The following is a 13,899-nucleotide window of genomic DNA, read 5'->3' on the forward strand; positions in this document are numbered from 1 at the left end:
GGCGCGATGCCCGGCCGCCGTTGTTTTATGCTCTTGGTTTTCCCATTCCGTTTCGCCGTGACAGTGAGCGCCCCCCAACCATCCCCCGTTGACCTCAGCGACATCGTCTTCACCGACTGGGTCGAACGCTGGCTGCCGAAGTCCTGGCGGCCCTATGCCCGTCTGTGCCGCCTGGACCGCCCCATCGGCACCTGGCTGACCCTGCTGCCGGCCATCGCCGCGCTGGTACAGGCCGCGGGCGGCCTGCCGGACCTGCGGCGTTTGATCGTGTTCTCGCTGGGCGCGCTGTTGATGCGCGGCATCGGCTGCACCGTCAACGACATGTGCGACCGCAACTTCGACAAGCACGTCGAGCGTACCCGCTTCCGTCCGTTGACCAGCGGCCAACTCACGATGAAGAACGCGGTCTGGTTCCTGATCGGGCAATTGCTGGTCTGCGGCTCGCTGCTGTTCTTCCTGAACGAAATGAGCCGCTGGCTGGCCGTGGCCGTGCTGCCGTTCGTCTTCATCTACCCACTGTGCAAGCGCGTCACGTACTGGCCGCAAGTGGTGCTGGGCATCTGCTTCAATTGGGGCATGCTGATGGCCTGGTCGGACACGCAGAATCACGTGCCGCTGGCCGCCATCGCCATGTGGGCGGGCGCGGTGCTGTGGCAGGTCGGCTACGACAGCATCTACGCCTACGTGGACGTACGCGACGATCGCAGCCTGGGCCTGCATTCCACCGCCATGCGCTTCGGCGACCAGGGCAAGCTCTGGATCGGCGGCTTCTACCTGGCCACCATCGCGCTGTGGGCCTGGGGCGGCTATGCCATCGGACTGTCGTGGGCCTATCAGGTCGGCATGGTGGCCGTGGCGGCGCACTTGGCGTGGCAGTTGTGGGTCTTCGACATCCAGCGGCCCGACCGCAACTTCATGCTGTTCCGCGCCAACCTCTGGCTGGGCGCCCTGCTGGTCGCCGCCGCCCTGGCGGGTACGCTGATCCGCTAAAAGCCGCATCGGCGCCGCACTAGCGGCCGCGCCGATGCCCCGTTGACGCTGCGCATTGCCCGCGGCGCCGACTGGGACCATGATGTAGCCTCCGCAACACATTCCGGAGACCACGCATGCCCTCATTGTTCAAATCCCTGGCCTTGACGGCCGCCGCAGCCGCCGCGTTCGTGGCCATTCCGGCCCAGGCCGCCAGCGATTGCTCAGCCCAGCGCGGCTGCGCCGCCAAGTTCTGCGCAATCGAAAACGACATCGCCGCTGCCAAGGCGCAGAACAATACCCGCCGCGAAGCCGGGCTGCGCAAAGCCCTGGCCGAAGCCAAAGCAAACTGCACCGACAGCCGCCTGCAATCGCAGCGCGAAGCTGATGTGCGCGAGAAGCAAAGCAAGGTCGCCGAACGCGAAAGCGAGCTCAAGCAGGCCCGCGCCAAGGGCAAGCAGGACAAGATCGACAAGGCCCAGCGCAAGCTGGACGAAGCCCAGGCGGAATACAACGCCGCGCTGGTTGAACTGAACCGCTGATCCCCCCTCCTGCCAGCCCCGGATCAGTCCGGGGCTGCGCGCCATCACTTCCCCCCCTCCGCCGCCTGACCTCCGCCCCCTCCGGGTGGACTACCTCCTATGGTGTCATCAAACGGAAATTCCACCATCCATGGTGCCATTTGGCGAAATGGAAACCTATTAGTCTCTTTTTTGGAAAGATGTTTTCAGGGAATCAGGGTTTATCCGGGGGTGTTTTGAGGCCAGAATGCATCTCATCGGGACACAGCAAGCGAACCCCCAGGCAATCAGGCCGGCGGTTCGGCTCCCAAGCTCAAGACACTGGAGGTCTGCCATGAAAACCCTTGCTACCGCTTTGATGCTGTCGATGTCCGTTCTGGCTGCCGGCGCCCAAGCCGCCGAGGCTGATCAGGGTCCCACCCGCGCTCAAGTCCAAGCCGAACTACAACAAGCCAAGGCCTCGGGCCAATACACCTTCGGCGAAGAAGGCTACCCCGCCGCCATCGCCCCGAAGTCGACCCTGACCTCGCAGCAAGTGCAGGCTGAATTGCAGCAAGCCAAGAACGCCGGCGAAGTGACCTTCGGCAATCTGGACTACCCGCCCGTCGCCGCCGCCGAACAAGCCACCTCGTTGACCCGCGCCCAGGTCCGCACCGAACTGGCTGAGGCCAAGTCGGAAGGCCTGGTCACCTTCGGCAACCTGGACTACCCGCCCCTGGGCAGCTGATCCCCCCCTGGCCTCCCCGGCCAGGCAGCGCCCCGAAGCCCTCCGGCCCCAAACCGGAGGGCTTCGTTCTTGACGTTTCGACAATAAATTAAGTCGAATTAACGTTACCTACGGCCGATTCGACTATTTAGCATCTACACATCGACAGCGCCCCCGCATAGGATGAGCTCACCCACTCCCCTTCCATGCAGGAGCCGCACCATGACCACCGCCTCTCCCCGGCCCGTCCTACTCCTGGGCGCCGGAAAAATCGGTTTCGCCATTGCCCTGATGCTGGAACGCAGCGGCGGCTACTCGGTGCTGGTTGCCGACCAAAATCCCGAGCGCCTGCGCATCGTGGCCGAGCTGGGCTGCGGAACCCGCCAGATTTCCGATGACGACAGCGTGGCGCAATGCATCGAAGGACGCTACGCGGTTATCAACGCGCTGCCCTTTCACCGCGCCGCCGCGGTGGCCGGCCTCTGCGCCAAGGCTGGCGTGCACTATTTCGACCTGACCGAAGACGTGGCCAGCACGCACGCGATCCAGGCGCTGGCGGAAACCGCAAGCAGCGTGCTGATGCCGCAATGCGGCCTGGCCCCGGGCTTCATCGGCGTAGTCGGCAACGCATTGGCGCGCCGCTTCGACACGCTGCTCGACCTGCGCATGCGCGTGGGTGCCCTGCCGCGCTATCCCTCCAACAGCCTGCGCTACAACCTGACCTGGAGCACCGAAGGGCTGATCAACGAGTACTGCAACCCTTGCGAGGCCATCGTCGACGGCCAGCTGACCAGCGTGCCCGCGCTGGAAGGCTACGAAACGTTCGCGCTGGACGGCGTGGAGTACGAGGCCTTCAACACCTCGGGCGGATTGGGCACCCTGCCCGCCACCTTGCGCGGCCGCGCCCGCAACGTGGACTACAAATCGGTGCGCTACCCGGGCCACTGCAGCATCATGAAACTGCTGCTCAACGATCTGCGCCTGCGCGACCGCCGCGACCTGCTCAAGGAAATCTTCGAAGCCGCAATTCCCACCACCGAGCAGGACGTGATCGTGATCCAGGCCTCGGCGTCCGGGCGCCGCCATGGTCGCCTGGAGGAAGAGTCCTACCCCATCCGCATCTTCGGCGCGGAAGTCGACGGCCATCGCCTCAGCGCCATCCAGCTCTCCACCGCTGCGGGAATCTGCGCCGCGCTGGATCTGGTGGCGCAAGGCGCCTTGCCGCAACGCGGGTTCGTGGGCCAGGAAGCGATAGACCTGGACACTTTCATCAACAACCGTTTCGGCCGGGTCTACGCGGGCAAACCGCTGGCGTTGGCGGGCAGCGGCGCCATGGCCGACCGCTGAATCCGGGCGCGCGCCGCCCCCAGCGTCCTATCCCGCAAAAACTCACGGCGGGATGGGACGCTAGCTCCAGCCTTCCAGGCGCAAGGTCGCGCGCACCAGGCGCTGCTCTTCCTGCTCGATATCGGCCAGGCTCTGGCGCACGCTGTCCACGTGGTCCGCGGCCGCCTTGCGCGCCTGCTCCGGCTGGCGCGCCGTCACGGCGTTGAACAGCCGCGTGTGCTGGCGGTCGATCTGGCGCTTCTCGGGCTGACGGTGGTACAGGTTGTTGACGCAAGCGAAGACCGATCCCAGCAGCAGATCCGTCAGGGATTGCAGCGTATGCACCAGCACCGGATTGTGTGAAGCCTCGCAGATGGCCAGGTGGAAGGCGTGGTCCAGATGCGCGTGCGTCGCCGTGTCGGTGGCCGTGCCCTGCGCCGCCACCATTTCGTCATAGCGGCGGCGGATCATGATGAAGTCCGCTTCGGTGCCGCGTATGGCCGCCAAGCGGGCGGATTCGGCCTCCAGCAGCGAACGCACTTCCAGCAAATCATAGAGCGTGCGCGGCTGCGAATTGAACAAGTGCATCAAGGGGCCGGCGTCCACCTTGGAGATATGCGCCACGTAGGAACCCTTGCCCTGCGCGGTGTGGATGATCTCGCGCGCGCGCAACAGCTTCAGCCCTTCGCGCAGCGCCGTGCGCGACACGCCAAGCTTCTCGGTCAGGCGCCGTTCGGAAGGCAGCGCCTGGCCGGCTTTCAGCACCCCGTCCAGGATCAGGCGCTCGATCCGCTCGGCGACCTCGTCCGCCACCTGACGGGGCTTTTCTTCTGTTTCCGCGTACATGCACTCTCCGTCACCAGTGGTATGACCAAGCCGCACCGCAACTGGGACGCTTGAGAAACACCTCTGTAAGTAGCTGATATAAAACCATAAAAAATACCGTCTTGCCCATACGGCAGTGCACAAACTGGTATGACCAGTGGGTTTTGATATGGACATTGAGACAGGCGCGAACGATGATGTCGAGACCAGATACGCCCGGCGCGCGGCGTCGGCCAGTCCCTTACCGCTAGAGAACCGCATGACTCAACGCATCCAGCACCACGGCCTGCAAGTGGCGGCCAATCTCAATCAATTCATTGAACAGGAAGCCCTGCCCGGCACCGGCCTGGATGCCGACGGCTTCTGGCAAGGCTTCGCGGCCCTGGTGGACGACCTGGCGCCCAAGAACCGCGCGCTGCTGGCCGAACGTGACCGCCTGCAGGCCGAGCTCGACGCCTGGCACCGCGCCCATCCCGGCCCCATCGCCGATCCGGCCGCCTACCGCAAGTTCCTGGAAGGCATCGGCTACCTGCTGCCGCAGCCCGCCAGCGTGCGCGCCACCACCGAAAACGTCGACACCGAAATCTCGCAGCAGGCCGGCCCGCAACTGGTCGTGCCCATGTCCAACTCGCGCTACGCGCTGAACGCCGCCAACGCGCGCTGGGGCAGCCTGTACGACGCGCTCTACGGCACCGACGCCATTCCCGCCACGCCCGGCGACACGGGGCACGGCTACAACCCGGAACGCGGCGCCGCCGTCATCGCCCGCGCCCGCGCCTTCCTCGACACCGCCGCTCCGCTGGCCCAGGGTTCGCATGCCGATGCCCGCGGCTACACCGTTGAAAACGGCCAATTGCGCGTGGCGTTGGCCAATGGCTCAACCGGCCTGAAGAATGCCGCGCAGTTCGCCGGCTACCAGGGCGAGGCGTCCGCCCCCTCGGCCATCCTGCTCCAGAACAACGGCCTGCACTTCGAAATCCAGATCGACCGCAGCCACAGCATCGGCGCCACCGACGCCGCAGGCGTCAAGGACGTGCTGGTCGAAGCCGCGCTCACCACCATCATGGACTGCGAGGACTCCATCGCCGCCGTGGACGCCGACGACAAGGTCCACGTCTATCGCAACTGGCTCGGCCTGATGAAGGGCGACCTGACCGAGGAGGTCGCCAAGGGCGGCAAGACCTTCACCCGCAAGCTCAACGCCGACCGCAACTACACGCGCCCCGACGGTTCGCCGCTGACCCTGCACGGCCGTTCGCTCATGTTCGTGCGCAACGTCGGCCACCTGATGACCAACCCGGCCATCCTGGACCGCGAAGGCCGCGAGATCCCCGAAGGCATCCTGGACGCCGTGGTCACCAGCCTGGCCGCCTTGCAAGACCGCCAGCGCAAGCTGAATTCGCGCACTGGCTCCGTCTACATCGTGAAGCCCAAGATGCACGGCCCGGTCGAAGCCGCCTTCGCCAGCGAATTGTTCGACCGCGTCGAAGACCTGCTGAAGCTGCCGCGCAACACCCTGAAAATGGGCATCATGGACGAAGAGCGCCGCACCAGCATCAACCTCAAGGCGTGCATCGAGGCCGCCGCCGCGCGCGTGGCCTTCATCAACACGGGCTTCCTGGACCGCACCGGCGACGAAATGCACTCCAGCATGGAAGCCGGCCCCATGCTGCGCAAGGGCGACATGAAGTCCACCGCCTGGATCACCGCCTACGAGCGCAACAACGTGCTGGTCGGGCTGGACGCGGGCTTGCGCGGCCGCGCCCAGATCGGCAAGGGCATGTGGGCCATGCCGGACCTGATGGCCGCGATGCTGGAACAGAAGATCGCCCATCCCAAGGCGGGCGCCAACACCGCCTGGGTGCCCTCGCCCACCGCCGCCACGCTGCATGCGCTGCACTATCACCAGGTCGACGTGCAGACCGTGCAGCAAGAACTGGAGCGCACCAAGCTCGACAGCGTGCGCGATGACCTGCTGGGCGGCCTGCTGACCGTGCCGGTCGGCGATCCGTCCAAGTGGTCCGCGCAGGACATCCAGCAGGAACTGGACAACAACGTCCAGGGCATCCTGGGTTACGTGGTGCGCTGGATCGACCAGGGCGTGGGCTGCTCCAAGGTGCCGGACATCCACAACGTCGGCCTGATGGAAGACCGCGCCACCCTGCGCATCTCCAGCCAGCACATCGCCAACTGGCTGCGCCACGGCGTGACCAACCGCGACCAAGTCATGGAAACCTTCAAGCGCATGGCCAAGGTGGTCGACGGCCAGAACGCGGGCGATGCGCTCTATCGTCCGATGGCCGGCAACTTCGACACGTCGCTGGCGTTCAAGGCCGCCTGCGCACTGGTATTCGAAGGCCTGACCCAGCCCAACGGCTACACCGAGCCGCTGCTGCACAAGTACCGCCTGGAGTTCAAGGCCGCCCAGGCCTGAGCCCGACGCGCCAGGCCGCGGCACGAAAACCGGACAGCAAAGGCTGTCCGGTTTTTTTTGGGGTCGTGCCCTTGAAAAATAATGCACGGCATTTCGCACGATCGTGCTAAATTTGCCGCATGACTGCTAAAACCGAGAAAAGCGAGCTGACCTTCGCGGCCATTGTGGACGCGGCCCTGGACATGGCCGCGGCACAGGGCATGGAAAGCCTGTCGCTCGGCCAGGTGGCCAAGCGCCTGGGCATCAGCAAGAGCGGCGTGTTCTCGCGCGTGGGGTCGCTGGAAGCCTTGCAACAGGCGGTGCTGGACGAATACGACCGGCGTTTCGTCGGAGCCGTGTTCGCGCCAGCCATGGCCTATCCCCGCGGCCTGCCGCGCCTGAACGCCCTGGTCTCGCTCTGGATCGAACGCGCCAGCAACGTCGAAACGCTCACCGGCTGCATCTATGTGGCTGGCGCCTTCGAGTATGACGATGTGGAATCGCCCCTGCGCGCGGTGCTGGAAGGCAATCTGCGGCGCTGGCGCGACGCCATGCTGCGCACGGTCAACCAGGCGCTGGAAGCCGGCCACGTCAGGCCGGACACGGATCCCGAACAACTCGTGTTCGAGGTCTACAGCCTGATGATCGGGCTGATGCACGATGCCCGCTTCCTGCGCGACCCCAAGGCTCCCGACCGGGTGCGGGCCGCTTATGAACGATTGATTTCCACCTACCGCAGTTTCAAATACCTCGAGTAGTCGTCTTTCTTGCGCCGGCCTGTGCCGGCAATTCTTCACTTTAATTTCGCACGATCGTGCGAAATTTGACAGGAGTCTGACATGTGGATCCTTATCGCAGTGATCGCCGTTTCAGCAGGAGCCAGAGTCTGGCTGCAGTGGCGTGCCCTGCTGAAACAGTTGCCGGACTGCGCCGAGCATCTGGTACTTTTCTAGAAAGACATGGCCATCCCGTTCTATATTTCGAGTTCGCCTCCCCCGAACGTCGTCATGCCGCGCTCCAATCATCTACTGATCATCGATCCGCAGAATGACTTCTGCGACCTGCCTGAGTCCTACCTGCCCAGGGATCCCGTGACAGGCGCTGCGCATGCGCCCGCCCTGCCGGTGGCTGGCGCGCACGCCGACATGCAGCGGCTGGCGCGCTTCATCGACACGGCCGCGCCCGCGCTCACGTCGATCACGGTGACGCTGGATTCGCACCACCGCCTGGACATCGCCCATCCGACCTTCTGGTCCACCGGCGATGGCCAAGCCGTGGCTCCGTACACGCCGATCACGGCGGCGCAGCTGCGCGCCGGCGAATTCCGGCCGCGCCACGCCGACGACCTGCCGCGCACCTTGTCCTATCTGGACGAACTGGAAGCGCGCGGCCGCTACACCCTGATGGTGTGGCCGCTGCATTGCGAGATCGGCACCTGGGGCCACAACGTGCATGCCGACGTGCGCGCGGCCTACAGTCGGTGGGAAGACGAGCGCCAGTTCATCGTGCGCAAGGTGCCCAAAGGCATGAACCCCTGGACCGAGCACTACAGCGCGCTGATGGCCGAAGTCCCCGACGCCGACGATCCGCGCAGCCAACTCAACCACAGCCTGCTGGATTCGCTGGACCGCGCCGAAACCATCCTCATCGCCGGCCAGGCCGGCAGCCATTGTGTCAAGGCCACCGTCGAACACCTGGCCGAGCATCTGCCAGGCCGCGATCTGTCGCGCCTGGTCCTGCTGACCGACTGCATGAGCCCGGTCGCGGGCTTCGAAGACGCACAGGCGACATTCCAGCAGCGCATGCGCGACCTGGGCATACAGGCGCGCACCAGCGTCGACATGGCGCGGGCGCTGCTCGCGGCCTGATCCCGCCGCGCAAAGACAACGGCCGCCTGCTTGCGCATGGCGGCCGTGGCTGACAGGCTGAAAGGAGAGCGCTCAGGCGCCGCCTTCGTGGCCTTCGCACTGCACGTACAAGGCGCCGATCGCTTCGCACAGGGCGGCGGGTTGCTGGAACAGGCGCGCAATCAGTATGCAGCCCTGCACCGTAGCGAACACCGCGCGGCCTGCCGCCTCGGGCGTGCCGGAGAACTTCATCGTGCCCTGCGCCGCGCCTTCGGCCAGCACCCGGGCCAGCCAGGCTTCGTGCGCGCGGAAGAATCCCTGCAATGCGCCGCGCACACGTTCGGGCAGCGAGTTCACCTCTGCCGCGAGCATGCCGGCCAGACAGAGTTCGCCGGACCCGCAGGCGCGCGACTCCATCATCGACAGATATTGATCCAGCTGCTCCTGCGCCGGCAGCGAAGTATCGATGGCGCGTATGGCAGCCAGCGCACGCGTGCTGTAGGCGTCGACAGCTTCGTAGAGCAAGTCGTCCTTGCCCGGAAAGTAATAGTGGATGCTGGACGTCTTCACGCCCACGTGCTCAGCCAGGTCGCGGTAGCTGAAGCCGTTGCATCCGCGCGTGCGGATCAGCTTCTCGGCATGGGCCAGAAGCTGTTCGCGAGTGGTGTTGGAAGTAGGAGTGTCCATGGCTGAATATTACCTACTAATAGGTTGATTCGTCATCGGTTCCGGCAGCGTTGCCACTGCTCCAAAACCCTTGCGGATCCCGGCCGGGAAACATCCCGCCCCCCGGGATCCGCATGTGCCGGCATCAGATTCAGCCTTGCACGGGCGGGTAGGCCAGTTCGCCGCTGTCGGTCAGGCCATGCGCGCGGGCGGCGGCCAGCTCTTGCTGCACTTGCGCGCGGGTCTTGTCGCCGGTGGCGGCAAACAGGGTCGTCGGGTAGCCTTCTTCGCCAGACACCAGTTCGCCATTGGCGCGGGCCTGGGCCAACTCTTCTTGCACCTGAGCGCGGGTCACCGTGCTTTCGGTGTTCAGGGGAGGCGGGTAGTCCAGCTCGCCGGCTTGGGCGGCGCCGATGAAGGAGGCGGACAGGATCAGGGCGGATACGAGGGTCTTCATGGTTGATCTCCAGTAAGGATCGGGTGCTGCATTCGGGATTCGAAAAGCTATCTACTTATAGATAGATTTGATGTGAAAAATACTCAGCCTTGCACGGGCGGATAAGCCAGTTCGCTGCTGTCAGTCAGGCCTTGAGCGCGCGCGGCGGCCAGTTCTTTCTGGACTTGGGCGCGGCTCTTGTCGCCGGAGGCAGCAAAAATCGTGGCGGCGTAGCCTTCTTCGCCGGACACCAGTTCGCCATTGGCGCGGGCCTGGGCCAGCTCTTGTTGCACCTGGGCGCGGGTCACCGTGCTTTCGGTGTTCAGGGCGGGCGGATAGTCCAGTTCGCCGGCTTGGGCGGCGCCGATGAAGGAAGCGGACAGGATCAGGGCGGATACGAGGGTCTTCATGGTTGATCTCCAGATAACGATTACGTAGCGGTTCAAAAAACTATCTACTTATAGGTAGATGAAGAGGGAAATAAAAAAACGGTCCTACTGTATTTCTGGTTTCGACTGCGGCGTGTGTTTGGTTTGCTGCGTCGATGGATGAATCTTATCTACTACTAGGTAGACTTCACAAGATCATTTTTGAAACAAAAAATTTCATAGCTGCGCACTAGCCAGCGCTGCGCAGGCAAATTCATCACGCGGGCTGGCGCCCCGCAGCAGCACGCCTGGAGCGACCGTAGTCTGGAAAAGCGCGGCAGCCTCGCGACATGCGCAGCCAGATCTTCCCGGCGCGCCATGTTGCTTCATTCTGCTGGAAGCAGACTCCGACCAGACGAAAGCAACACGAGCAACCCACCCGGCAGATTCACTAGCAGCATACCCAGCCTGAAGGTCAGATAGATCGTCGCGTAAGGCGCGACATTCCCTGAAAGCTCCGCCGCAACCTTGCCGAATACCGCCTCACCAACTCCCAGCCCTCCCGGGGAAATCGGAATGGCCGAAAACAGATTTCCAAAAATCCCCGCCACCGCAGCGATCAGGGGATCTGGTCCATAGGGAAAAATCTGGGCAATAAGAACAATGCCCAATGCCACCAGCGCACTGGCAGCGACTGAGATGACACCGCACAAGACCAGCTCCGACCATTTTTCCCGGTACATCATGGCGCTACGTTGCACGATGCCCGCATACTCGGCCAGCCTCGCCGGAAAGAACCTGCCCAAGTTCAACAGCCGAACCATCGCCAGGCCCGCGCATACCGCGACACCCAGCGCGCAACCCCAGATGAAAATCAGCTCTATGCCCTCGATGTACGAAGCTGCTTTGGCGCCCTGCTCAGGCGAGAGCAAAAGGTACGCGCTCAGGATCGCCGCCGCACCCAACAAACCTATCAGGGAGAAAACGCGATCGGCAATGATGGAAAGCGTTGCCGCGCCACGCCCTTGCCCCTTTCTCATTTCCTTGAAAACATACACGGCCCTGACTACATCGCCACCCGCGGCGCCTGGCATATACAGCGAAAAGAAGCCGCTCATCAACTGAATACGCATGACGGCGGACAGCAATACCGGGAAGCCAGCAATACGCAAAAGCAGCCACCAGCGCAGTCCACCGGCCAACAATCCTATGAACATGAGTGCCAATGCTGGCCCGAAAAACGCGGGCCGGGTGAACGCCATCATCAACGATGCGCCGTCGATATAATCACCGGCGAACAAAACGCAGACCAGCAACGCGCCGAATGCAATCTTCAGCAGGTTGAATATCCGACGCTTCATGCTAGTCATACAGGCGCTCTGCGCATCCCGCCATTGCCGGCGGCGGACGCCTTACGTGCTGAAAAATACCGGTCGACGCTTCTGCGGAAGATAAACAGCAGGAACAACAAGACAACACCTGCCGCCGTAGAGAACAGCGCGATCGACAAAGTCTTGGGCCGATACGTCATTTCAATACGAAAGTCTCCGTTTGGCACCTTCACGCCGCGAAAAATACCACCCACGCGCAGTACTGGCGTCTCGACTCCATTGACGGTCGCCCGCCAATTTCCATGCCAATTGTCGGTCAGCACAGCGATACCGCTTCCCGTCGAGTTCCCCTCGAGCACGACCTGAGCATTCCGATATTCGGCGATGTCGACCGCCACGGCAGCCGCTCGGAAGTCCTTGAGCAATTGCGGCTCCGCCAGTTGGCCCACACTATCCGCAGGCACAACAAACGCCCTGGGCATGACAAACGGATTCTCGTAGATCGTGGAGACCGGCCCCGCGTGCAAGACCGTCAAACCATGTTCGGTGAATACACGGCGATAATTGACATACGCCGTCGGAGTGATGATGTACTTTATGCCGAGCAGATCGACATGCTGCCAGTCGATCTTGGTCTTTTCCGGGAGGTCCTGCACGCTGAACAAGCTGGGAAACGGTCCGCGCCCCACGTTTCCGTTATACCCGAACTGCTGGGACGGATCCATGTCGAACGTGGCATAGAAGTAATCGCGGAAATAGGGCAGATTCCCTTCATTCGTCGAACTGATCTCCTGAACGCCGAAAGCAGAGCCGAGGTCCGGATACAAGCCGGTCGTACTGAAATTCGCGGTCCGGTACAGCCCGGCATTTTTTCGAAGGATGTCAATGATCTCTCCTGGCTGTTCGAAGTAGTCACTCCGCTCATAACGCACCATTTTTGCGGAGGCAACAAGCTCTCCGAACATGGTGGCCACAAAGATCACGGCCAAGCCCCCCAGCAGCAGCCTGTTCTTCATGAATCTCGCGCAGGCCAGGCCGACCGCGATCGCAATCAGTAATCCCCCGGTCCACAACAACGCGCTTTTCTTGAATTCCTCTCGCGGCTCCTGCAAGCCGTAGACATCATTCAGATAAATTGCGGCGGCGATTGCCACCCCCAACAGCAGCAGCGCGGGCATGACCCTCGCGCGCCCAAAACGCACATTGTCCAGCCCCAACCCTATCAAGATGGTCAATGGAACGACAACAGACATCCACCAATACTGATTGCCTATGCTGCCAATTATTGGCAAAGACGCCACCATCGACCGCAGAACGGGAATTCCGTATATATTGCCCAAGAAAAACAGTATGCTCAGGCCACAAACTGCAGCCGCGATCCGGAATCGCGTCTTGTGGCGCGATAGCGCACAGCCCGCCATGGCAAAGGCCATCAAGCCCAAGTGATACACCGTGTTCACGTAGACGCCCTGCAGGCTGGTCTGTGTCTCGCGCGCGTTGTACGACTCAAAGAACAGTGAAGGGGAGAACAGAGCCAGCACGCCAGCGGGAAAGGCCGGCGGAAAATATACCCGCGCCACATAGTTTTTCAGCAATCCCGTACTTTCGATATTTTCAAGCACAGGAAAATAAATAAACGCCAACAGCGCAAACGCTATGATCCCGGCAAATGCCTGGACGGCCACGATCGACAGCGCAGCCTTGTACGAGATCTCGCGGCCCGAAACCAGATTGGACAGGTACGCGATCACGACGACGTATATGCCGATTATGCTCACGATTGTCGTGGGCATGAAGGTGCAGGTCAGCACGAGCGCAAAGCTCAAACAAACCGCTATGAATCTGAGCGTCGACGGCGCCTTGGCGTGCATCAAGACCGTGTAAAGGCAGATGGGGACGAATGGATAGCTTTGCGCAATATTCGAGCCCGAATTCGCAACGATATAACCATTCAGCAGGAAAAAGACAGTTGCTCCGACCGCGCTGACGCGGGACACCTCGAATACCCTGAGCATCGTCAGCAGCAGAAAGCAACTACCCAAGGTAAAGAATATCAGGACGCTGATGTTGTAACTAAGACTGCTCCCTCCAGCCAGAGCCGACACAATAGTAGGCACCGAAAACTTCAAGTCCACAAGACTCTCGGGTCCCATGGCGCCGCCCGCCGCGTACGGATTCCAATAGGGCGAATCATTCGACGCAATCGTGCGGCGCATGAACTCTACCATTGGCTCCGACTGGAAGATGGCTCCCCCCGTATCGTTATAAGCCCCCCACCACTCCGAATGCCCCGGAATTGGGTAAAACGGACGCAATTCCTTGCCTCCGTAATAGGCAGCCACCAGTTGATCCGTCATGCGGAGGCTGGCGCCTTTGAAAATAACGTCCGGAAAAATGGCGACCACGAGAGCGGACGCAAGCAAGATGCATACGAACAGCTCCCGTATCACGCGGTTATTTTTTAGCATCGACACTTCAGCCAAATATTATT

General features: G+C 62.4%; 13 protein-coding genes. 7 read left to right on the forward strand and 6 right to left on the reverse strand.

Annotation, left to right across the window (positions count from 1 at the left end; translation table 11 throughout):
• The first annotated feature begins 63 nt into the window (after positions 1-63).
• The 4 genes from ubiA (at position 64) to AC6LKD_RS24495 (ending at position 3,543) form a co-directional block, all read left to right on the forward strand.
• Positions 64-990: a 4-hydroxybenzoate octaprenyltransferase gene (gene ubiA, locus AC6LKD_RS24480; protein WP_041656878.1), complete on the forward strand. Its 927-nt coding sequence runs from the start codon at positions 64-66 to the stop codon at positions 988-990.
• A gap of 116 nt (positions 991-1,106) precedes the next feature.
• Positions 1,107-1,511, forward strand: coding sequence for a DUF1090 domain-containing protein (locus AC6LKD_RS24485; RefSeq protein ID WP_013396914.1), 405 nt, complete (start codon positions 1,107-1,109; stop codon positions 1,509-1,511).
• A 313-nt stretch (positions 1,512-1,824) separates the two neighbouring features.
• Positions 1,825-2,217, forward strand: a complete 393-nt coding sequence (locus AC6LKD_RS24490; protein WP_013396915.1) for a DUF4148 domain-containing protein — start codon at positions 1,825-1,827, stop codon at positions 2,215-2,217.
• Positions 2,218-2,418: 201 nt separating this feature from the next.
• The gene (locus AC6LKD_RS24495; protein ID WP_498117721.1) at positions 2,419-3,543 is read left to right on the forward strand and encodes a saccharopine dehydrogenase family protein; all 1,125 of its coding nucleotides are present in this window, start codon (positions 2,419-2,421) and stop codon (positions 3,541-3,543) included.
• 60 nt (positions 3,544-3,603) lie between these two features.
• Here AC6LKD_RS24495 and glcC read toward each other — a convergent pair whose 3' ends face one another.
• Positions 3,604-4,368, reverse strand: coding sequence for a transcriptional regulator GlcC (glcC, locus tag AC6LKD_RS24500; protein ID WP_013396917.1), 765 nt, complete (start codon positions 4,366-4,368; stop codon positions 3,604-3,606).
• A gap of 238 nt (positions 4,369-4,606) precedes the next feature.
• Between glcC and AC6LKD_RS24505 the strand changes: the two genes are divergently transcribed.
• The 3 genes from AC6LKD_RS24505 (at position 4,607) to AC6LKD_RS24515 (ending at position 8,628) form a co-directional block, all read left to right on the forward strand.
• On the forward strand, positions 4,607-6,781 hold the full coding sequence (locus AC6LKD_RS24505; protein ID WP_498117722.1) for a malate synthase G: 2,175 nt from the start codon (positions 4,607-4,609) through the stop codon (positions 6,779-6,781).
• A 119-nt stretch (positions 6,782-6,900) separates the two neighbouring features.
• On the forward strand, positions 6,901-7,518 hold the full coding sequence (locus AC6LKD_RS24510) for a TetR/AcrR family transcriptional regulator (RefSeq protein ID WP_013396919.1): 618 nt from the start codon (positions 6,901-6,903) through the stop codon (positions 7,516-7,518).
• 249 nt (positions 7,519-7,767) lie between these two features.
• Positions 7,768-8,628, forward strand: a complete 861-nt coding sequence (locus AC6LKD_RS24515) for a cysteine hydrolase family protein (protein ID WP_041656881.1) — start codon at positions 7,768-7,770, stop codon at positions 8,626-8,628.
• Positions 8,629-8,700: 72 nt separating this feature from the next.
• Here the strand turns inward: AC6LKD_RS24515 and AC6LKD_RS24520 are convergent, their stop codons facing one another.
• From AC6LKD_RS24520 to AC6LKD_RS24540, 5 genes are all read right to left on the reverse strand, one after another.
• On the reverse strand, positions 8,701-9,294 hold the full coding sequence (locus AC6LKD_RS24520; protein WP_207467393.1) for a TetR/AcrR family transcriptional regulator: 594 nt from the start codon (positions 9,292-9,294) through the stop codon (positions 8,701-8,703).
• Positions 9,295-9,424: 130 nt separating this feature from the next.
• The gene (locus AC6LKD_RS24525) at positions 9,425-9,730 is read right to left on the reverse strand and encodes a DUF4148 domain-containing protein (RefSeq protein WP_492273861.1); all 306 of its coding nucleotides are present in this window, start codon (positions 9,728-9,730) and stop codon (positions 9,425-9,427) included.
• Positions 9,731-9,813: 83 nt separating this feature from the next.
• Positions 9,814-10,119 (reverse strand): DUF4148 domain-containing protein, encoded by a 306-nt coding sequence (locus AC6LKD_RS24530; RefSeq protein ID WP_301879071.1) that lies wholly within the window; start codon positions 10,117-10,119, stop codon positions 9,814-9,816.
• A gap of 344 nt (positions 10,120-10,463) precedes the next feature.
• Positions 10,464-11,447 (reverse strand): lysylphosphatidylglycerol synthase transmembrane domain-containing protein, encoded by a 984-nt coding sequence (locus AC6LKD_RS24535; RefSeq protein ID WP_498117723.1) that lies wholly within the window; start codon positions 11,445-11,447, stop codon positions 10,464-10,466.
• The gene (locus tag AC6LKD_RS24540) at positions 11,444-13,891 is read right to left on the reverse strand and encodes a hypothetical protein (protein ID WP_498117724.1); all 2,448 of its coding nucleotides are present in this window, start codon (positions 13,889-13,891) and stop codon (positions 11,444-11,446) included. The genes AC6LKD_RS24535 and AC6LKD_RS24540 overlap by 4 nt, the downstream gene beginning before the upstream one ends.
• Positions 13,892-13,899: the final 8 nt, after the last annotated feature.

The sequence above is a fragment of the Achromobacter sp. D7-1 genome (assembly GCF_059760445.1).